The organism is Pseudomonas sp. B20, assembly GCF_020515755.1.
GTDB lineage: Bacteria > Pseudomonadota > Gammaproteobacteria > Pseudomonadales > Pseudomonadaceae > Aquipseudomonas > Aquipseudomonas syringae.
In genome coordinates, this window is the sequence record NZ_JAHPJG010000010.1 from 22,488 (window position 1) to 42,415 (window position 19,928).

Sequence of the window (19,928 nt, forward strand, 5' to 3'; positions counted from 1 at the left end):
GAAGATGCAGGTCACCCGATCCTCCGGCAGCGCGACTGTCGGTCAACAACTATAAAAGGCGGATCATCATGGCTGGACTCGATAAACGAGTAGCGACCTACGAAGAAGCCCTCGCCGGGCTGACCGATGACATGACGGTACTCTGCGGCGGCTTCGGCCTGTGCGGCATCCCGGAAAACCTGATCGCGCAGATCAAGCGCATGGGCATCAAGGGCCTGACCGTGGTCTCCAACAACTGCGGCGTTGACGGCTTCGGACTCGGCATCCTGCTGGAAGACCGGCAGATCCGCAAAATGATTTCGTCCTACGTCGGCGAGAATGCCTTGTTCGAAAAGCAGCTGCTCAGCGGCGAGCTGGAAGTCGAACTCACGCCGCAAGGCACCCTGGCGGAAAAACTGCGTGCCGGTGGCGCGGGCATTCCGGCGTTCTACACCGCGACCGGTTACGGAACGCCGGTCGCCGAAGGCAAGGAAACCCGCCAGTTCAACGGCCGCAACGTGATTCTGGAAGAAGCCATCACCGGTGACTTCGCCCTGATCAAGGGCTGGAAAGCCGACCACTTCGGCAACGTCATCTATCGTCATACCGCACAGAACTTCAACCCGGTGGTGGCCACCGCCGGACGGATCACCGTGGTCGAGGTCGAAGAAATCGTCGAGCCCGGCGTGCTGCTGCCTACCCAGATCCATACCCCCGGCATCTACGTCGACCGGGTCATTCAGGGCACTTTCGAAAAACGCATCGAACAGCGCACCGTCAGAAAATCCTGATAGCGCAGCCTTGGCCCTACAACAATAAAGAGGCTTCAGACGATGGCACTTTCCCGCGAACAAATGGCTCAACGTGTCGCCCGTGAGCTCAAGGACGGTTACTACGTGAATCTTGGCATCGGTATTCCGACCCTGGTGGCCAACTACGTGCCCGATGACATCGACGTCATGCTCCAGTCGGAAAACGGCCTGCTGGGCATGGGCGCCTTCCCCACCGAAGACACCATCGACGCGGACATGATCAATGCCGGCAAGCAGACGGTCACCGCGCGCATCGGCGCCTCCATTTTTTCGTCGGCCGAATCCTTTGCCATGATCCGCGGCGGCCATGTCGACCTGACGGTGCTCGGCGCTTTCGAGGTGGATATCGAGGGCAACATCGCTTCGTGGATGATCCCCGGCAAGCTGATCAAGGGCATGGGTGGCGCGATGGACCTGGTGGCGGGCGCTGACAACATCATCGTCACCATGACCCATGCGTCGAAGGACGGCGAATCCAAACTGCTCACCCGTTGCAGCCTGCCACTGACCGGCGCAGGCTGCATCCGCAAGGTGCTGACTGATCTGGCCTACCTGGAAATCGAAAACGGCGCGTTCATCCTCCGCGAACGCGCGCCGGGGGTCAGCGTGGAAGAAATCGTGGCCAAAACCGCAGGCAAGCTGATCGTGCCGGATGACGTGATCGAGATGAGCTTCTGAGTGCAGGCCAACGCGGAGCATTCGCACGATACTCATTGCCAGCCACGCTCGTTCCCACGCTCCAGCGTGGGAACGCCGTTCTGGACGCTATGCGTCCGCAATAGTCGGCTGTTCAAGTAACTCCCCGATAATAATTACAAAAAGAGGTGCCCCAGATGGCCGCCAACATAGAAGAAAGCCGCTCCGCCCGATTTGCCTTGCGCTGCGCCGCGTGGGCTGAACGCTGGTTTCCCGATTCATGGGTATTTGCCGCACTGGCAGTGGTCATCGTCACGCTGGCGACACTGGCGATCGGCGCGCGCCCGGCCGAGGCTGCCAAGGCGTTCGGTGACGGGTTCTGGAGCCTGATTCCGTTCACCATGCAGATGGCCTTCGTAGTCATCGGCGGTTACGTGGTCGCCAGTTCACCGCCTGCGGTGCGCCTGATCGACCGCCTGGCAAGGGTGCCGCGCAACGGCCGTTCGGCGGTGGCCTGGGTGGCGCTGATTTCCATGCTCGCCTCGCTGCTCAACTGGGGCCTGTCGCTGGTGTTCGGCGGCCTGTTGGTGCGTGCCCTCGCCCGCCGCACTGACCTGCGCATGGATTACCGCGCAGCCGGCGCCGCCGCCTATCTGGGCCTGGGTGCAGTCTGGGCGCTGGGGCTGTCGTCTTCGGCCGCGCAATTGCAGGCCAACCCGGCCAGTCTGCCGCCGTCGATCCTGGCGATTACCGGCGTGATCCCGTTCACCGAAACCATCTTTCTCTGGCAATCCGGGGTCATGCTCGCCGCGCTGGTAGTCATATCATTGATCGTTGCCTATGCCACCGCGCCCGGCCCAAACAGCGCCCGCGACGCCAAGGCCTGCGGTGTCGACCCGGCCTTCAACCTGCCGCCACTGCCGCCCCGCACACGGCCCGGGGAATGGCTGGAATACAGCCCGCTGCTGATCATCCTCATGGTGCTGCTGGGGGTTGGCTGGCTGTTCAACGAGTTTTCGAGCAAACCGGCGATCACGGCGATTTCCGGGCTCAACACCTACAACTTCCTGTTCATCATGCTCGGTGCCCTGCTGCACTGGCGACCGCGCAGTTTTCTCGACGCCGTCGCGCGGGCGGTGCCCACCACCACTGGCGTGCTGATTCAATTCCCTCTGTACGGTTCGATCGCCGCGCTACTGACCACGGTCAAAGGCGGCGATGCGCAAACCCTGGCGCATTACATCTCGACGTTCTTCACCAGCATTGCCTCCCACGACACTTACGCAATTCTGATGGGGGTCTATTCGGCCATATTGGGCTTTTTCATTCCGTCAGGCGGCGGCAAGTGGATCATCGAAGCACCCTACGTGATGCAAGTTGCCAACGACCTGCAGTATCACCTCGGCTGGGCAGTACAGATCTACAACGCAGCCGAAGCCTTGCCCAATCTGATAAACCCGTTCTACATGCTGCCGCTGCTGGGTGTGCTGGGCCTGAAGGCGCGTGACCTGATCGGCTTCTCGTTCGTGCAACTGCTGGTGCACACGCCGCTGGTGCTGTTTCTGCTCTGGGCACTGGGCACCACGCTGGCCTATGTGCCGCCGGTAATGCCCTGAATGCTTACGCGTCGAACGCGTAGTCACGCTCGACCCGGCAGATTCGCGTGGTAAACGCCTGATACCAGTGCGCACGTCCCTGCTCGCGGACCTGGGCATGATCGGCCTGCTGTTTCCAGGCCAGAATCGCGGCTTCATCGCTCCAGTAGGACACGGTGATGCCCAGGCCGTCGTCACCGCGCGCCGACTCCACGCCCAGAAAGCCGGGCTGTTGTCGGGCCAGGCTCACCATGCGCTGCGCCGCCTCGGCGTACGCCTGATCATCGTCAGGCGTACGCAGCGAGGTGAACACCACAGCGAAGTAAGGCTTGGCAAACCGGGCGGCCATCATGCCGGGTTGCTCAGGCAGGCGCGGACGAACGCGGCCACCAGAGGAGGCGTCTGGCCCTGCAACGCAGCGCGCTCGGGCTGGAACAGTGTGGCGACGTAGAACGGGTGCCCCTGCAACTCCATACAGCGCACTTCGCCCTCGGGACCGCGCCCACTGACCTTCAGATGCTCGCCGAACAGCGCCGACTCCAGCTCGCGGCGCAGGCCGTAGCGGCAGTGATAGCGCTCGTCGATGTCGAGCCGGCCATAGGCGTGGGCAATCAGCGTGTCGGGTTGCAACTGAATCGCTGCCACCGATTCAACCAGCGAGCAACTGAGTGGCTCGATAATCACGTTTGCCGCGTCCGGCGCCGTTTCGCCATGCTCGGCGTCTGCCCATCCCAGCTGGTTGCGGGCGTACTCGACCAACGCGTGCTGAAAGCCGCCGCACGTCCCCAGAAACGGCACCCGATGCTCGCGAGCGAAACGAATGGCCGTCAATGCGCCCTGCATGTCCCGATACGGGCTGGCCGGAACGCACCACAGGCCGTCAAATTCAGAGAGTTGCGCGCCGCTGCCGATCCGCGGCGTCGGCAACCATTCGAAACCGACCGGCACCTGCGCGACCTCCGCGGCTCTCTGCAAGGCCAATGGAATGGCCTGATGCGCAGGGACATCCGCACTGAAGTCCCCTACCAGACCGATCCGTATCCCGTTGCGCGTATTATCTGCTTTGCCCATGCCCTGCTCCCTGTTTGATGTCGTACAGCCCGGGCGGACTATAAACAGGCAGCAAAACCAGCAGAATGGGCGTTACAGCAATGCCTCGCGTGCAAGCGTGCACGGTTGCTCATTCAGTTACAGGCGTCAGCACCGGTTGCCCGGCAAAAAACGCCAGCAGGTTATCGTTGACCCTCTGTACGCTGTCTCTCGACGCCTCGGGTGACAGGCCTGCCACGTGCGGTGTCAGCACCACATTGCCGAGGGTCTTGAGCACGTCCGGCACAGTCGGTTCATCGTCGAATACGTCCAGCGCAGCTCCGGCAATCTGCTCATGCTGCAGCGCACTGACCAACGCCTGGGTGTCCACCACGCTGGCGCGGGCAATGTTGACCAGAAACCCGTCAGGGCCCAGCGCTTCAAGCACCCGAGCGTCGATCAGATGCTGCGTGCCGCTGCCACCGGGCGTGGCGATGACCAGAAAATCCGATGCGGCCGCCAGCGCCTGTGCTGTCGCATGCCAGGTGTAATCGCAGTCGCTGCGTGGCTTGCGGTTGTGGTAACCGATGGCGATATCGAAGGCGGCAGCACGCTTGGCAATCGCCAGCCCTACCGCACCCAGCCCGACGATCCCCAGACGCTTGCCTGCCAGCGACGGGCGCACCACCTTGCGCCATTCGCTGCGTCGCACCGAGGCATCGGCCTGTGGAATGTCGCGTACCAAAGACAGCAGCAACGCCAGCGTATGATCGGCCACCGTGGCGGCGTTGACGCCTGCACCATTGGTCACGACGATGCCCCGTGCCTGCGCGGCAGGCAGATCGACCTTCTCGTACCCGGCGCCGCTTACGCAAATGATGCGCAGCTGCGGCAGTGCATCCATTTCCTCGGCGAAAAATCCCAGCGGCCCGCGTGTCACCACTGCGCTGATGCTCGGCCCGTGCGTGGCAATCGCCTCGGCGCGCAGTTCGGCCGTCGGGGCGCGAATCAACTGATAACCGCTGCTTTCAAGAATCGGCAAATACGTGTCCAGGTTTTCCACCAGCACCAATACCGTTGTCATGCGCGCTCCCGTTCGATCAGCAAAACGCTGACCTTAACGCGACTCGACGCGCTTGTGCAGCGTCGCTGACGCCGGAACTGAAAAAAGCCTTCCCGAATACGCCGGGCGTTCATAAAGTGGACGCATTTGCCGGACAGACTAATGCGCAAGCTGACCCGGCAATCACCCTGGTGCGCTATCGTTGCGTGCAGTGACGCGCCCAGCGCCGCTATGATCTGGCGCGCAGGCTGCTCATAAAAACAGGCTTTCTCAAAAAACAAGGAAACACCCGCCCATGCAAGGACTTCCCACCACCCTGTTGAAAAAGACCCTATTGGCTGCGGCTGTCATGTCGGGCCTGATGCTGTCGTCAGGCATGGCAGCGGCGGCGGACGCCCCAGGCAAGGTGCTGAGCGAGAAATACGGCCTGCCCTGGCCAGCCGTGATCGCCCATCGCGGTGCTTCGTTCGACGCACCGGAAGAAACCATCCCGGCCTACACCCTGGCGCGGGACCTGGGCGCGGACTACCTGGAAATGGACATCCAGCGAACCAAGGACAACGTGCTGATAGCGCTGCACGATGACGTGCTGGAACGCACCACCAACATTGCTCAAGTGTTCCCGACACGGGTGAAAGACCCGGTCAACACCTTCACTCTGGCGGAGCTCAAGCAACTGGACGCCGGTTCGTGGTTTAACAAGGCTTACCCGGACAGGGCCCGCGACAGTTACAACGGGTTGCAGATCCTGACGCTGGATGAGGTCATTAACATCGCCGAGGGCGGCGCCAACAAGCCGGGGCTGTACATCGAGACCAAGGTGCCGAACAAGTTTCCCGGTGTCGAAGCCGACCTGAAGAAACTGCTGGCCAAACGCGGCTGGCTCGAACAGCGCCCTGCGGCAGCGCCCGGCCATGTCAATGTCGCGCACATGCCAGGACGCGTGGTCCTGCAGACGTTCGAGAAGCAAAGCCTGGAACTGTTGCAGAAAGAAATGCCGAAAGTGCCCAAGGTCATGCTGCTGTGGATTGGCGAAGGCTCGATAGAGCCCAAATCCAGCGTCGCGTTCAAGGACTCCGGGGCCAAGGACAAGGCCAGCTATTACGCGACCCAGGAAGTCAAATCAGCGCAAGAGTTCCAGCAGTGGATTAACTGGGCCAAGGACCACGGCGCCATCGGTACCGGCCCTTCGTCGCAACTGGCCAAGGGCGGCGACCAGAGCTACATGGACCTGGTCAAACCCTGGATGAACAACCTGACCCACGAAAAAGGCATGGTCATCCACCCGTACACGGTAGACGACGCAGAGGACTTCAAGCGGATCAGCCATGATGGCGCGGACGGCTTCTTCACCAACCGCACCGCCGAACTGTTGAAGTTCTACGGGCGGCCGGCAAAAGAAAGCATTGAAACGATTCTGAAGCGTAACGGCTACTGATCCAGCGGCTGGCCGCATCCTGCGATGCGGCCAGTCAATCAGAAGTCGATAGTGCCCGACAGCTTGAGGGTACGTGGCTCGCCCTGAGTCAGGTAACCGCCATTGGCTGATGCCCAATAATCCTTGTCCATCAGGTTCTCGACGTTGGCACGCAGGGTCACGTCCTTCTGCGCAACGTTGAAGGTGTAGCGTGCGCCCAGGTCGAAGCGGTTCCAGGTCGGGATGCTCAGGTCGTTGGCAGCATCGACATATTGCCCGCCGGTGCGCAGCATGCGCGCATTGATGGCCGCGCCTTCGATCCCCGGAATATCCCAATCGGCACCCGCATTGAACTGGAAGGTCGGCACACCCACGGCGCGATTGCCGTCGTTGCTGCCGCCGGACGTGCCGCTCACCTCGGTATCCATCAGGGTCAGACCGGCCAGCAGACGCAAGCCGCTGACAGGCTGGCCAAAGACGTTCATCTCCACGCCGCGGTTGCGCTGCTGACCATCACGGACATAACGCGACTCTGTGCCTTCCAGAACCTGGTAGCCGTCAGCCGGTTGCTCGATGCGGTACACGCCAAGGCTCGCGCCGAACGTGCCCATGTCCAGCTTGACGCCCGCTTCCACCTGTTTCGAGCGCGACGGCGCAAAAACTTCGCCAGGGTTGATGGTGACGCTATCCGGAGCCGTTGGACCTTGCGCCAGACCTTCGATGCGGTTGGCGTAGAACGACACATATTGCCAGGGCTTGAATACCACCCCGTAGACCGGCGTGGTGATCGCTTCGTCGTACAGCGCATTGCGCGGGCCGCTGCCGTATTCATACCCCTGAACACGCAGTTGCTGGCGACGCAGGCCTGCGGTCAGCAGCAGTCGATCATCGAAAAAGCCCAGCGTGTCGGAGAACGCGACGCTGCGCATGCGGCTCTTGCCGACAATGCCGGGATCATTCAGATCGCCTGCGGTGAAACTGTCGAGTGCCGGGCGCTCTTGAGAGACAGGGTCGTAAAGGTTGTTGCTGGAGGTGCCGCCGAACAGATACGCACTGCGCTGTTCGGTCCAGATACCGGACAGCCCGAAGTTGACCTTGTGACTGACCGCGCCGGTCTGCAGCTTGCCATTGAGGCCGGCCATGGCCGTCTTGTTATCTTCGTCATGCGGGATGAAAGACGGTGCGGCCGTGGTATTGCCTGCGGCGTCGTGGACGGTTGGCGAGCCATATACGCCGACCTCGCGGGTGTGCTTGGCGCCCACTGCGGCGTACAGCGTCCAGTCTTCGTTGAGGTCGTACTCGGCACGGCTCATGCCGAAAGTGTCTTCCGTTTCGGTCCAGGTCCAGTTCGGCGCGTAATTGGTATCCGAGTCCGGGGCATGCGGCACGCTGGTCAGAGCGCTGTCGACAAACACCGTGTTGCGGCTCTGGTTGATGCGCTGCTTCTGGTAGGCAAAATCACCGGAAAGACGGAAGTTGTCACCTCGGTAATCAAGCCCCAGCGCGAACAGCTTGCTGCGATGCTCTTCGTCCTCGACACCGGTCTCGCCTTCGCGCTGCGACAGGTTGAGACGCGCGCCGAAGCGATTGCCCTCGCCAAAGCGCTGCCCCAGGTCGAGATGCTCGCCGACCCGGCCGTCGCTGCTGATGTCGGTGGTAAAACGACGCGTCGGCGTATCCTGCGCGCGCTTGGGCTGCAGGTTCACGCCGCCGCCAATCCCGGAACCGGTTGGGGTCACGCCGTTGATGAAGGCGTTGGGGCCCTTGAACACCTCAACGCGCTCCAGCGCATCGGTCGATATGATCTGGCGTGGCAGTACGCCGTAAAGGCCGTTGTAGGAAATATCATCGGTGGTCAGCTTGAGGCCGCGAATGACGAAGATGTGCGAAGCGTTGGCATAACCACTCGACTGACGCACCGATGCATCATTGAGCAATACGTCGCCGACGGTTTCGGCCTGCTGGTCCTCGATCAACTGTTCGGTGTAACTGCTCATGGTGAACGGCACGTCCATGATGTCGGCATTACCCAGAACCCCCAGTTGCCCGCCGCGCGCCACCTGCCCACCGGCATAAACCGGCGGCAGCGCGTGAGGATCGGCCTTGTCGGCACTGATGTCGGTCTCGCCCAGCACCACAGGGCCGTCCTGCCGGGCGGCAGCCTCTGCAGCGGCCCAGGCCGGAGATCCAATGGAACAGCAAAACGCGAGCAACGTAAGGCGCATCGGGAACGATGGGGAGTTCATCAATAGGTCCTGAAGACAAGTTGAACGAGATCGGAAGCAACCGTCCTGGACATCACCGATCGGGCGGATGCGAAAGGATATCAGATGTTACTGGTAATGCTTATCATTTGTTTACGTAGGAAAAATGACAATCGCGTAACTCCACGCGGTTCGTTTCCGTGCCCGGCATGAAAATCAGCGCGCATGGCGGCCCGTGGCGTTCCGCAATGCTTTGAAACAGGTTGGCGACAGCCACAGGAGGGCGACTGTCGTGTAAGCTCACAGGCTATTGGTTTTCCCATCGAGAGGCCTATGCCGTCCACTTTCCGACGCTCGACCCTGGCAGCACTTCGTGGTTTTGCCTTGCAGAGCGATGCAATCTCCATTGTTCCTTCTGCCGCCGACTATCGACGCTGCCTGCTGGAAAAGATCGCTTCGGCCACCCGGCGCATCTATATCATCGCGCTGTACCTGCAACAGGATGAAGCCGGCCAGGAGATTCTCGACGCGCTGTACGCCGCCAAATCCGCGAGGCCGGAGCTGGATGTGGTGGTGCTGGTCGACTGGTTCCGCGCGCAACGCGGCCTGATCGGTGCCGGACGCCAGCCCGGCAACTCGACCTGGTATCAGGCGCAGAACCTCGAATACGATGAAGAAGTGCCAATCTACGGCGTGCCGGTGCAGACCCGCGAACTGTTCGGCGTGCTGCACCTTAAGGGCAGTGTGATCGACGACTGCGTGATCTACAGCGGCGCGAGCATCAACAACGTCTACCTGCACAAGCTCGACAAATACCGTCTGGACCGTTATCACCTGATCGAAAACGCGGCACTGGCCGACGCCTTCCAGAATCTGGTGCAGCGGGAAATACTCTCCTCGCCGGCCGTGCACCGCCTCGATCTGCAATCGCCGCCCAGCTCGCGCAGTTTACGCAGCGAGATCCGCGCGTTTCGTGGCGACCTGAAACGCGCTGCTTACGACACCTCGGCGGGCGAAAAGGAAAACGGCGAGATGCGCGTGATTCCGCTGCTCGGCGTCGGCCCGCGCAACAATCTCAACCGCGCCATCTGCGATCTGATCGCGTCGAGCAAGATCCAGCTGACCATCTGCACGCCGTATTTCAACCTGCCGGTGGCAGTCACTCGCGAGATCAATCGGGCCCTCAAGCGCGGCGTGCAGGTCGACATCATCATTGGCGACAAGACCGCCAACGACTTCTTCATCGATCCGGATGAGCCGTTCAAGGTGATCTCGGCCCTGCCCTATCTCTATGAAATCAGCCTGCGCCGCTTTGCCCACAAGCATCAGAAGGCAATTGCCCAGCACCGCCTCAATGTGCACCTGTGGAAACACGGCGATAACACCTTCCACCTCAAGGGCATCTGGGTCGACCAGCGCTATACCCTGCTGACCGGCAACAACCTGAACCCTCGTGCCTTCAATCTGGACCTGGAAAACGCCTTGCTGATCGACGATCCGAAGGGTCAGTGGAGCGAGCCACGGGAAGCGGAAATCGCGCATTTGATGCGCAACACGCAGCGCGTCAACCAGTATGACGAACTCGACACCCTCGCCAACTACCCTGAAGGCGTGCGCAAGTTTCTCAAGCGTGTCAGCCGCGTGCGGGTCGAGCGACTGTTGTACCGGATTCTCTAAGCCCCAGTGTGCGGCCGGCATGTCAGCTATTGCTTGGCGTGCCGGCCACGTATCCCCTTGCAAAACCCGGACAGTGGCCTTGCTTCAAGGCCGTTTCGCACCCAGTTGTTTCCACATCTTCTGCGTGATCTTGCGCCGGTTGCTGTAACCGGCCCACGGGTCGTCCTTGAGCCGCTTCAAGCGCTGCTCAAGGTTGGTGATGTCCCACTGTGCCGACGACTTCAGCCCCGCCAGCTCATCCAGCGCAATCGGCACCGAGACCGGCAACCCGGGCCGGGCGCGTACCGAATAGGCGGTCACCGTGCTGCCGCCGCGGCTGTTGCGCAGGTAATCGATGAAGATTTTTCCGACGCGGTTTTTCGGCCCCATGGTGGCGGTGAAGCGTTCCGGCAACTGACGGCTGGCAAACTCGGCGATGGCCTTGGCGAACGCCTTCACGGTGTCCCAGTCTGCCTGCCGCGCCAGCGGCACGATGATGTGCATGCCCTTGCCGCCGCTGGTCTTGAGGAAAGCCTCCAGACCCAGTTCTTCCAGCACGGCGAGCACCATTTGCGTGGCCTCGATCATGCTGCGCCAGGGCAGTGCCGGATCGGGATCAAGGTCCAGCACGAAATGGTCCGGCGTTTCGATCCTGTCACGCGTCGCGCCCCAGGTATGCAGCTCGATGGCGCCCATTTGCGCAGCACCGACCAGCGCCTGCACCGAATCTATTTCCATCAGCGCGGCATGCCCGGGGTCCAGGGCACGGTCCAGTTGCCTGATGTGCGGGATCGCCAGATGCTCGGCATGCTTCTGGAAAAACTGCTCACCGTCGATGCCCTCCGGACAGCGCAGCAGTGCCACGGGACGCTTGTTCAGGTAGGGCAGAATCCAGTCGGCGATGGACTGGTAAAACTGTGCAAGTTCGATCTTGCTGGTGCCCGTCTTGCTGTCGATGACGCGGTCCGGATGACTGATGCCGGTGCCCGCCACATCAACTTTCCCCTGCGCGGCCTTTTTGCGCGCCTTGGGTACTGCCGTTGTGGTTGGGGTGTCGCTGGCCACGTTGGCAGGCTGTGCGTCTTCACGCACCACGTCCTTGGCGGGCTTGTCGCTGCGCAGTCCGACAAAGGCGGCCTGGCGCACGATGCCTTCGCGGGTCCACTGGGCGAATTCGGCTTCGCAGACCAGTTGCGGTTCCACCCACTGCACGCCACGGGCCTGTGACGCGGAGAGCTTTTTGGCCAGCGGTGAATCCTTGCGCTGCAACTTCTTCAGCTTTTTATACAGTTGCTCAAGGGTCACTTCAGTGAACCCGGTGCCGACCCGCCCGGCGTAGACCAGCCCGTCCTCACCGGCATTGACCGCAAGCAACAGGGCACCGAACGCCGATCGACTGCCCTGCGGCGCCGTGTAGCCGACGACCACGAATTCCTGCCGCAAGCGGCATTTGAGCTTGATCCAGTCGGCATTACGCTTGCTGACGTACGCACTGCCGGCACGCTTGCCGATCACCCCTTCCAGGCCCATTGCCGCAGCACTCGCGACAATATCCTGGTGGCCCGCCTGAAAGGCATCCGAATAACGCAACAAGCGGCTTTTTTGCGCGTCGAGAACTTGTTTCAAGGCGTCACGACGCTGCTCAAGCGGCACTTCACGCAGGTCCTCCGCGCTCAAAAACGGCATGTCGAACAGGTAATACAGAATGTCCTTGCTGTTCCCCGCGTCAAAAGCATTCTGCAGGCCCTGGAAATCAGGCAGCCCTTGCTCGTCGAGAACCACCACTTCGCCGTCGAACCAACTGTCGCGCAGCTTCATGCCCTTGAGCGCCTTGACCAGCTCCGGCAGCCGCTCGGTCCAGTCATGCCCGTTGCGGGTAAACAGCCGCACGTCGTCGCCCTGAATACGGGTCAGCATGCGGTAGCCATCGAATTTGATTTCGTACAGCCAGTCACCGGCTGGCGGCGCCTCCACCAGCGTCGCCAGTTGCGGCGAAAGCGTGTCCGGAAAAGCCGATTTCGCTTTCCTGCGCGTCGGTTTTGCCGCTGGCGTCGGCGCTTTTGATTTTGATGTGGCGGCCTTGGCTTTTCCGTTTGCAGCACTGCCCGTGGACTTTTTCGGAGTACTGCGCTCTTCGCCCACATGAGCACCACTGATCACGCTTTGCGGCTGCTCATGGGTGATGTCGTATTCGGCAGCAGGTCGCGCGATGTCATCCTTTTCCTTGATCAGCAGCCACTGCTCCTTGCTGCCGCTGCCCTTGAGCCGGGTACGCACCAGTGCCCAGTCACCGCTGAGTTTCTCGCCGACCAGGGTGAACTTGAGTTTGCCCTCCTCGTAGGTCTTTTGCGGATCGCCGTGCGGCTGCCAGACACCGCGGTCCCAGACGATCACATCACCGCCACCGTACTGCCCCTGCGGGATACTGCCCTCGAAGCCGGCGTAGTCCAGCGGATGGTCTTCGACATGCACTGCCAGACGCTTTTGCGTAGGGTCCAGGCTCGGGCCTTTGGGCACGGCCCAGCTCTTGAGCGTGCCATCCAGCTCCAGTCGAAAGTCGTAGTGCAGGTTACGAGCGTCATGCTTCTGGATCACGAAACCGAGCGCACCGGGTTGCGATTTGCCTTTGCCCTTGCGTTTGCTTTCCGCAGGCTCGGAGGTGATGGCGAAATTGCGCTTGCGGGTGTATTCACTGGCGGGCTTGGCCATCACCGGTCACTCCGTAGGGCTCAAGAGGCTTTGCTGGTTTTCTTGCGCGCGGCGGGCCGCTTGGGCCTGGGGCTGTCCTTGTCGGCCGGTTTTTCCTTCGCCGCAGGCTTGCTCGCCTTGCCTTTACTGGCCCCGCCCTTGCCCGCCAGACTGCGCCGCAGCAGGTCGGTGAGGTCGATGACATCGGCACTCTTGCGCTCTTCATCGGCCGGATCGGTCTCGACATCCTCGATTTCGCCTTCGTCTGCCTTGGTCTTGACCAGGTGCATGATCTTGTCCTGAAAGGTGTCGCGATACAGCTCAGGCTGCCAGTCAGCGCTCATGTCCTTGACCAGGCGCTTGGCCATGTCACGTTCGCTCTTGTTCAACTTGGCGTCGGTCACCGCATCGCTCAGTTCCAGTGCATCCAGCTCACGCACGTCGGCAGGCCAGCGCAGGATCACCATCACCAGCGCCGATTCCAGTGGCATGACCGCTGCCAGGTGCTCGCGGGTATGCAGCACGACATTGGCCAGCGCGACCTTTTTGGTGTCGACCAGGGTTTCGCGCAACAACGCATAGACTTTCTCGCCGCGCTTGTCGGGGGTCAGGAAATAAGGCGTGTCGATGTTCTGCAAGGGGATCTGCTGGCTGTCGACGAAGGCGAATATGTCGATGGTCTGCGTCGATTTGGGGTGCGCAGAACGAATTTCCTCCTCGCTGAGCACCACGTAGCGATCCTTCTCGTACGCCACGCCCTTGACGATGTTTTCGCTGGTGACTTCCTTGCCGGTGACCTTGTTGATTCGCTTGTAGCCGACCGGGTCCATGCTGCGTTTGTCGAGCCAGTCGAAGTCGACACTGGTCGACGTTGTCGCCGAAACCAGCGCGACCGGTATATGCACCAGCCCGAAGCTGATTGCGCCCTTCCAGATTGCCCTTGCCATGGTCTGACTCCTGTTGGTCCTGGAAAGGTGACCGGACCGGTCGGAGAAAAGTTTCGGCAGCCTGACGAGCGCCGGGAAACCTGCCGCGCTGGAAACGTTTTTTAGCTCGACAGCAGACTTTCAGCGCGTCGGCGCTTAGCAGGCACTTTATTGATGGGGTCTCTGCCACCGTCAAAAGCCTTGTATTCAAAGGCCTGGCGCAGAGGTGTTCACGGGGTCGCGAGAGCTATATGCATTTAGAATCTAAAAATATGGTTTAACGTTCTTTTGCGGAATAAAAAAGACGTTCTATAAATGGCCCCACCCCGAACGCTGTTGGTGAGGTGTCTGCCAACCGACAGCGGGTCCCGTCAGCTTTCACCCGGCTGATTACTTCCAAGGATTTGTCATGAACGTTTTCTGGTTTCTTCCGACTCACGGCGACGGCCATTATCTGGGGACGACAAAGGGCGCACGTCCCGTCACCCTCAACTATTTGAAACAGGTGGCGCAGGCCGCCGATGACTTGGGTTATTACGGCGTATTGATCCCTACCGGTCGCTCCTGCGAAGACTCGTGGGTCATCGCCTCGGCGCTGGTGCCGCTGACCGAGCGCCTGAGGTATCTGGTAGCGATCCGCCCGGGGATTATCTCGCCGACCGTCTCGGCACGCATGGCAGCCACACTGGATCGCCTGTCCGGCGGCCGGCTGCTGATCAACGTGGTGACCGGTGGCGACCCGGACGAAAACCGTGGCGATGGCAGCTTTCTCGACCACAGCGAGCGTTATGAGGTCACCGACGAATTTCTGAAAATCTGGCGTCGCGTCCTGCAGGGCGAAGCGGTCGACTTCGAAGGCAAGCACTTGCGCGTGCAAAACGCCAAAGCGCTTTACCCGCCGATTCAAAAACCCTACCCGCCGCTGTACTTCGGTGGTTCCTCCGATGCGGCGCATGACCTTGCGGCCGATCAGGTGGACGTGTACCTGACCTGGGGCGAGCCTCCGGCAGCCGTGGCGCAAAAGCTCGCCGATGTACGTGAACGGGCCGCGCGCAAGGGACGTACCGTGAAGTTCGGCATTCGCCTGCACGTGATCGTGCGCGAAACCAGCGAAGAAGCCTGGAAAGCCGCCAGCACGCTGATCGAACACATCAGTGATGACACCATTGCTGCGGCGCAGAAGTCCTTTTCGCGCTTTGATTCCGAAGGCCAGCGGCGCATGGCAGCACTGCATGACGGGCGCCGCGACAACCTGGAGATCGCGCCCAACCTGTGGGCCGGTGTCGGACTGGTACGCGGCGGTGCAGGCACGGCGCTGGTCGGCAATCCCGAAGAAGTCGCGGCACGCATCAAGGAATACGCCGACCTGGGCATCGAGAGCTTCATTTTCTCGGGTTACCCGCATCTTGAAGAAGCTTACCGCTTCGCCGAACTGGTCTTCCCGCTGCTGCCTGAGCCTTACGCCAGCCTCGCCGGGCGTGGCATCACCAACCTGACGGGCCCGTTCGGCGAAATGATCGCCAACGATCTGCCCCCGCAGGCCAAGTGATGTCCGGACAACTGCTGACCTTACCCCACTCGCCTGCGCTGGCCACCTCGATCAGGGCCACTGCGCAGGTGTTCGAAGACCCCAAGTCGCGAGCCCTGCTCGCTCACGTACGCCAGGTTGCGCCCAGCGATGCCAGCGTGCTGATCATTGGCGAGACCGGTACCGGCAAGGAACTGGTTGCTCGTCACGTCCACGAACTGAGCGCCCGCCGCGACAAACCGTTCGTGGCGGTCAACTGCGGCGCGTTCTCCGAGAACCTGATCGAGGCCGAGTTGTTCGGCCACGAAAAAGGCGCGTTTACCGGAGCGATCAGCGCCAAGGCGGGCTGGTTCGAAGAGGCCAATGGCGGCACGCTGTTTCTCGATGAGATCGGCGACCTGCCCATGTCGCTGCAGGTCAAATTGTTGCGCGTGCTTCAGGAGCGTGAAGTGGTGCGTCTGGGCTCGCGCAAAAGCGTGCCCATTGATGTGAGGGTCCTCGCAGCTACCAACGTGCAGCTGGAAAAGGCCATCAACGCCGGGCATTTTCGCGAAGACCTTTATTACCGGCTCGACGTGGTCAATCTGGAATTGAGCCCGCTGCGCGACCGGCCGGGCGACATCCTGCCCCTGGCCCGGCATTTCATAGAGGTCTACAGCCAGCGGCTGCGGCATGGTCCGGTACGGATCAGCCCAGAAGCCGAGCACAAGCTCAAGACCTACAGCTGGCCGGGGAATATTCGCGAGCTGGAAAACGTCATCCATCACACCCTGCTGGTGTGCCGTGAAGGCGTCATTCAGCGTGATGACCTGCGCATGTCCAACCTTGGAATCGAGCGCCAGGATGAACAGAACCCGCCTGACGAATCAGCCGAGCAACTGCTCAACCGAGCGTTTCAAAAGCTCTTTGAAGAACAGGCCGGAGCCTTGCACGAGAAGGTCGAGGACACGTTGCTCAGAACCGCCTATCGCTTCTGCCACCACAACCAGGTGCACACAGCCAGCCTGCTGGGCCTGACCCGCAACGTCACGCGCACACGCCTGATCAAGATTGGCGAACTGGCGGTCAACAAGCGCAGACCGGGTGAAAACGTCCAGGGCGACCGCATGCTGCACCTGTCGGTGTGAAGACTCAGACCGATGACGCAGAGCGTCACGAACGGCATTCCCACGCTGGAGCGTGAGGAACGATCGCTGTCCGGGAGAACACTATCGTGCCCATGCTCCGCGTGGGTATGCGTTTCCGGACGCTCTGCGTCCTCTTCTGAGCACGCGGCGCCTTACGACAAACGCATCGCCAGCGCCTTGGCCTGGATCGCCACGTCGGTCACTGCAGTGCTTTCCCACCACATGCCGCGCAATGGAGGGCCCATGGCGAACAGGCGTGCCGAGTACTGACCGTGTGCGTCGAGCACTGCGCCAGCGGCGTCGGCGGCGATGCCGAGTGCCAGCGGGCCGGGCTGTATCAGACCGCGAGCCAGCAACTGCCGGGGCAACGGGCGATCCACGCGTCGCCAGTCGTATTCGATGCCGGTAGAGTTGATTAACGCATCACCGGTAATCTGCGTCGGCTGACTCTCACCGCGCCGGCGCACACTGATCTGTACCTGACCTGACGGCAGACTGGCCACGCCCTGCAACGAGGCCGCGTCAATACTCAACCGCCCTTGCCTGATCAGCCGCGCCAGCAGCGCAGCGCTGGGTGGCGGGGAGCGATGGTGGTGACTCTCCCACCAAGGCCGTACATGACGGACGAACTGGCGGCGCTGCTGATCGCTGGCCTGATTCCACAGCCTGCCCACATTGGCGCGCACGGTGTCCAGCGGTGCCTGCCAGTCAATACCGCTCTCGATGGCCAGCTCGCACTGTTCACGCACTTTGCGCACCAGTTGCCGAGTGCTGCGGATACTCGGGTCCTGAGCGAGAAAATCAGACCATTCCGGCGGCTGACGCCGGACATGCGGCAGCAGACCGTGCCGGGAAAAGATCTGGATGGGCCCACGATGCCCGGCCGTTTCCAGCGAGACCAGCGCATCGACCATGGTCAGCCCCGAGCCGATGATCAGCACCCTCGACTGCGGATCGAGCTTTCTCATCACCGCCACATCCCAGGGGTCCAGGGCTGCCGTGTTCAGCTCGTTCGAATCACGTCGCGGGGTGCGTGACGCCGCGTACATACCGGTCGCCAGCACGGCGCGGCTGCCGCGCAGCATGCGACCGTCAGCCAGCGAGACACTGACGCCACCTTCATGGACCTGCAGGTCCACTGCCTCGCCGGGCACATGCACGGCGGTCGAGCCAAAGGCTTCGCCAGCGCTTCGGGCTTCACGCAGCCGCTGCTGGACGTAAAGCCCGAACACCCCGCGCGGCGGAAACAGTTCGGCGACCGGGACCCTCTGCTCAGCGGCTTCAGGCCAGCCACCAGCGGCCAGATAATCAGTCAGCCATTGGGTAAGGTCATCCGGGTTATCCGGATCGACGCTCATCCGCGCAGCGTTGCCATTGAGCGTATGGCCCGGCTCCGTCGCACTGTAGGCCTCGCCCCTGCCGAGTTCGCTGCGGGTTTCGATGATCAGGATTCGGCGCCGGCCCGGTCTGCGCAGCAGTTGCACCGCCAGCATGGTCCCGCTCAGACCGCCGCCGATGATCAGTATGTCAGCCGTCTGATGGGAATCTTCGGTCATCGAACAGTGCCTCGGTCGGGTTGCGATAAAGAATCGGAAGGTCAGAGCACAACGTTACGAACGAAGCGCAGGGGCACATCGGCATCGTTGCAATAGCGGTGCGGCTGATTGCTGGGGAACATGAAGAACTCGCCCGCCCCTATCTGCTGGATGGCCGCAGGGTCGGCAAAGCGCAGCGTCAGATGCCCTTCGACGACGTAGACCTGTTCACTCCAGCCATCGGGATCGGCCTCCGAGACATAGGCGTCCCCGGGCTGCAGACAGAACTCCCACAACTCCACCTCGCGCCGGGCAACAGCCCTGGCCAGCAGCACCGCCTTGCTGCCCGCGATCGTACCGGCCCAAGCCAGCTCGTTGATGCGGCTGTAATCGCGATTTTCGGGCGCCTGGATCAGGTCGCTGAAAGCCACTTCCAGGGCTTCGGCCACGCGGTCCAGAGTCGCCAGGCTGACGTTTTTCTCGCCGGCCTCGATAGCGACCAGCATACGTCGGCTAACGCCGGACTTTTCCGCCAGCGCCGTCTGGCTGAGGTCCGCACTGTTGCGCAGACGCCGTACGTTCTGGCTGACGTGCTGCAGCACCGGAGGGCGCTGGGAATTTTCTTTGTGCATGCAGGTGCTCACATCAAACCGTTGCGCATTATACTGCCCAGCCCAGGGACACTGTCAGGGTGTTCAGCCTCACACCGCGCGCATGGCAATTAACAGGAATCCGGAGCTGACATGAAGTCTATCAGCCGCATACCCCGTATCAACAAGGCAGAAGCCGTACTGATTCTGATCACCATGCTCTGGGGAGGCACCTTTCTGCTGGTCCAGCATGCGATGACCGTCAGCGGGCCGATGTTCTTCGTCGGCCTGCGCTTTGCCGCCGCAGCGCTTATCGTAGCGCTGTTTTCAATGAAGGTGCTGCGCGGTCTTACCTTTCTTGAACTCAAGGCCGGCGTCTTCATCGGCATCGCGATCATGCTCGGTTATGGCCTGCAGACGATCGGACTGCAGACCATCCCCAGCAGCCAGTCCGCGTTCATCACGGCGCTCTACGTACCCTGCGTACCATTGTTGCAATGGCTGGTACTGGGCCGGCGACCAGGGTTGATGCCGACACTGGGCATCATCCTCGCCTTCACCGGGCTGATGCTGGTAGCTGGGCCGCAGGGCGCTTCCCTGCAACTCAGTTCCGGCGAGATCGTGACGCTGATCAGCACAGTGGCCATCGCCGCCGAGATCATCATGATCAGTGCCTATGCCGGTGAAGTCGATGTGCGTCGAGTCACCGTGGTGCAACTGGCGACCGCATCGGCGCTGGCATTTCTGATGATCGTCCCGACCCAGGAACACCTGCCGGATTTTTCCTGGTTGCTGGTGTTCAGTGCTGTGGGCCTTGGGACCATGAGTGCGGCGATCCAGATCGCCATGAACTGGGCACAGAAAAGTGTTTCGCCGACCCGCGCCACGGTGATTTATGCCGGTGAACCGGTCTGGGCCGGCATTGTCGGAAGACTCGCCGGCGAGCGTTTGCCGGGCATCGCCCTGCTGGGCGCGGCACTGATTGTGGCCGGGGTGATCGTCAGCGAAATGAAGCGGCGTTCGGCGTCTGATGAACAGACCATTGTCGACGAAGAGGAAAATGAACAGGGCGTGCGCAAAGCCGAATGAACAGCGGGCTTTGCCGGCCATGAAACACCTTGCTTCTTCAAAGCTATTTCAAAT

16 protein-coding genes are annotated in these 19,928 nt (G+C 61.5%); 8 read left to right on the forward strand and 8 right to left on the reverse strand.

The annotated features are described in order from the left end of the window. Positions 1–68 precede the first annotated feature (68 nt). From LIX91_RS12710 to LIX91_RS12720, 3 genes are all read left to right on the forward strand, one after another. Complete coding sequence (locus tag LIX91_RS12710; RefSeq protein WP_003391701.1) at positions 69–770, forward strand: CoA transferase subunit A; 702 nt, start codon at positions 69–71, stop codon at positions 768–770. A 42-nt stretch (positions 771–812) separates the two neighbouring features. Further along, entirely contained in the window at positions 813–1,469 is a 657-nt protein-coding gene (locus tag LIX91_RS12715) for a CoA transferase subunit B (protein ID WP_003315741.1), read from the forward strand. A 155-nt stretch (positions 1,470–1,624) separates the two neighbouring features. After that, entirely contained in the window at positions 1,625–3,043 is a 1,419-nt protein-coding gene (locus LIX91_RS12720; RefSeq protein WP_003412089.1) for a short-chain fatty acid transporter, read from the forward strand. A gap of 4 nt (positions 3,044–3,047) precedes the next feature. Here LIX91_RS12720 and LIX91_RS12725 read toward each other — a convergent pair whose 3' ends face one another. The 3 genes from LIX91_RS12725 to LIX91_RS12735 all read right to left on the reverse strand — a co-directional run bounded on the left by LIX91_RS12725 (position 3,048) and on the right by LIX91_RS12735 (position 5,135). Then, positions 3,048–3,374, reverse strand: coding sequence for an antibiotic biosynthesis monooxygenase family protein (locus tag LIX91_RS12725; protein WP_024649402.1), 327 nt, complete (start codon positions 3,372–3,374; stop codon positions 3,048–3,050). Next, on the reverse strand, positions 3,371–4,093 hold the full coding sequence (locus LIX91_RS12730) for a CTP synthase (protein WP_226488557.1): 723 nt from the start codon (positions 4,091–4,093) through the stop codon (positions 3,371–3,373). The genes LIX91_RS12725 and LIX91_RS12730 overlap by 4 nt, the downstream gene beginning before the upstream one ends. Before the next feature lie 109 nt (positions 4,094–4,202). Beyond that, positions 4,203–5,135, reverse strand: a complete 933-nt coding sequence (locus LIX91_RS12735; RefSeq protein WP_003417648.1) for a 2-hydroxyacid dehydrogenase — start codon at positions 5,133–5,135, stop codon at positions 4,203–4,205. A gap of 274 nt (positions 5,136–5,409) precedes the next feature. Here LIX91_RS12735 and LIX91_RS12740 point away from each other — a divergent pair, with 274 nt between their 5' ends. Then, on the forward strand, positions 5,410–6,552 hold the full coding sequence (locus LIX91_RS12740) for a glycerophosphodiester phosphodiesterase (RefSeq protein WP_226488558.1): 1,143 nt from the start codon (positions 5,410–5,412) through the stop codon (positions 6,550–6,552). A gap of 38 nt (positions 6,553–6,590) precedes the next feature. Here LIX91_RS12740 and LIX91_RS12745 read toward each other — a convergent pair whose 3' ends face one another. Then, a complete protein-coding gene (locus LIX91_RS12745) occupies positions 6,591–8,777 on the reverse strand; it encodes a TonB-dependent receptor (RefSeq protein ID WP_226488559.1) in 2,187 nt (728 codons plus the stop codon). Between the two features lie 291 nt (positions 8,778–9,068). Between LIX91_RS12745 and pssA the strand changes: the two genes are divergently transcribed. Next, complete coding sequence (pssA, locus tag LIX91_RS12750) at positions 9,069–10,412, forward strand: CDP-diacylglycerol--serine O-phosphatidyltransferase (protein WP_100073198.1); 1,344 nt, start codon at positions 9,069–9,071, stop codon at positions 10,410–10,412. Between the two features lie 84 nt (positions 10,413–10,496). Here the strand turns inward: pssA and ligD are convergent, their stop codons facing one another. Further along, complete coding sequence (gene ligD / locus LIX91_RS12755) at positions 10,497–13,100, reverse strand: DNA ligase D (protein WP_226488560.1); 2,604 nt, start codon at positions 13,098–13,100, stop codon at positions 10,497–10,499. A 20-nt stretch (positions 13,101–13,120) separates the two neighbouring features. Continuing rightward, positions 13,121–14,026, reverse strand: coding sequence for a Ku protein (locus LIX91_RS12760; RefSeq protein WP_003412100.1), 906 nt, complete (start codon positions 14,024–14,026; stop codon positions 13,121–13,123). A 388-nt stretch (positions 14,027–14,414) separates the two neighbouring features. On the opposite strand from LIX91_RS12760, the gene ssuD reads away from it, so the two are divergent. Together ssuD and LIX91_RS12770 are read left to right on the forward strand one after the other, a co-directional pair. Further along, positions 14,415–15,554, forward strand: coding sequence for an FMNH2-dependent alkanesulfonate monooxygenase (ssuD, locus tag LIX91_RS12765; protein WP_003407645.1), 1,140 nt, complete (start codon positions 14,415–14,417; stop codon positions 15,552–15,554). After that, positions 15,554–16,660 (forward strand): sigma-54 interaction domain-containing protein, encoded by a 1,107-nt coding sequence (locus LIX91_RS12770; RefSeq protein ID WP_226488561.1) that lies wholly within the window; start codon positions 15,554–15,556, stop codon positions 16,658–16,660. The genes ssuD and LIX91_RS12770 overlap by 1 nt, the downstream gene beginning before the upstream one ends. 152 nt (positions 16,661–16,812) lie before the next feature. Here LIX91_RS12770 and LIX91_RS12775 read toward each other — a convergent pair whose 3' ends face one another. Beyond that, on the reverse strand, positions 16,813–18,216 hold the full coding sequence (locus LIX91_RS12775; protein ID WP_103689027.1) for an FAD/NAD(P)-binding protein: 1,404 nt from the start codon (positions 18,214–18,216) through the stop codon (positions 16,813–16,815). A 41-nt stretch (positions 18,217–18,257) separates the two neighbouring features. Continuing rightward, complete coding sequence (locus LIX91_RS12780; RefSeq protein ID WP_003412105.1) at positions 18,258–18,827, reverse strand: helix-turn-helix domain-containing protein; 570 nt, start codon at positions 18,825–18,827, stop codon at positions 18,258–18,260. 111 nt (positions 18,828–18,938) lie between these two features. On the opposite strand from LIX91_RS12780, the gene LIX91_RS12785 reads away from it, so the two are divergent. Further along, entirely contained in the window at positions 18,939–19,874 is a 936-nt protein-coding gene (locus LIX91_RS12785) for a DMT family transporter (protein WP_226488562.1), read from the forward strand. Positions 19,875–19,928 lie beyond the last annotated feature (54 nt).

What these genes read in the sequence shown, in the direction of transcription:
- LIX91_RS12710 (WP_003391701.1), top strand. Translation starts at nt 69, where the DNA reads ATGGCTGGACTCGATAAACGAGTAGCGACCTACGAAGAAGCCCTCGCC.
- LIX91_RS12715 (WP_003315741.1), top strand. Translation starts at nt 813, where the DNA reads ATGGCACTTTCCCGCGAACAAATGGCTCAACGTGTCGCCCGTGAGCTC.
- LIX91_RS12720 (WP_003412089.1), top strand. Translation starts at nt 1,625, where the DNA reads ATGGCCGCCAACATAGAAGAAAGCCGCTCCGCCCGATTTGCCTTGCGC.
- LIX91_RS12725 (WP_024649402.1), bottom strand. Translation starts at nt 3,374, where the DNA reads ATGATGGCCGCCCGGTTTGCCAAGCCTTACTTCGCTGTGGTGTTCACC.
- LIX91_RS12730 (WP_226488557.1), bottom strand. Translation starts at nt 4,093, where the DNA reads ATGGGCAAAGCAGATAATACGCGCAACGGGATACGGATCGGTCTGGTA.
- LIX91_RS12735 (WP_003417648.1), bottom strand. Translation starts at nt 5,135, where the DNA reads ATGACAACGGTATTGGTGCTGGTGGAAAACCTGGACACGTATTTGCCG.
- LIX91_RS12740 (WP_226488558.1), top strand. Translation starts at nt 5,410, where the DNA reads ATGCAAGGACTTCCCACCACCCTGTTGAAAAAGACCCTATTGGCTGCG.
- LIX91_RS12745 (WP_226488559.1), bottom strand. Translation starts at nt 8,777, where the DNA reads ATGAACTCCCCATCGTTCCCGATGCGCCTTACGTTGCTCGCGTTTTGC.
- pssA (WP_100073198.1), top strand. Translation starts at nt 9,069, where the DNA reads ATGCCGTCCACTTTCCGACGCTCGACCCTGGCAGCACTTCGTGGTTTT.
- ligD (WP_226488560.1), bottom strand. Translation starts at nt 13,100, where the DNA reads ATGGCCAAGCCCGCCAGTGAATACACCCGCAAGCGCAATTTCGCCATC.
- LIX91_RS12760 (WP_003412100.1), bottom strand. Translation starts at nt 14,026, where the DNA reads ATGGCAAGGGCAATCTGGAAGGGCGCAATCAGCTTCGGGCTGGTGCAT.
- ssuD (WP_003407645.1), top strand. Translation starts at nt 14,415, where the DNA reads ATGAACGTTTTCTGGTTTCTTCCGACTCACGGCGACGGCCATTATCTG.
- LIX91_RS12770 (WP_226488561.1), top strand. Translation starts at nt 15,554, where the DNA reads ATGTCCGGACAACTGCTGACCTTACCCCACTCGCCTGCGCTGGCCACC.
- LIX91_RS12775 (WP_103689027.1), bottom strand. Translation starts at nt 18,216, where the DNA reads ATGACCGAAGATTCCCATCAGACGGCTGACATACTGATCATCGGCGGC.
- LIX91_RS12780 (WP_003412105.1), bottom strand. Translation starts at nt 18,827, where the DNA reads ATGCACAAAGAAAATTCCCAGCGCCCTCCGGTGCTGCAGCACGTCAGC.
- LIX91_RS12785 (WP_226488562.1), top strand. Translation starts at nt 18,939, where the DNA reads ATGAAGTCTATCAGCCGCATACCCCGTATCAACAAGGCAGAAGCCGTA.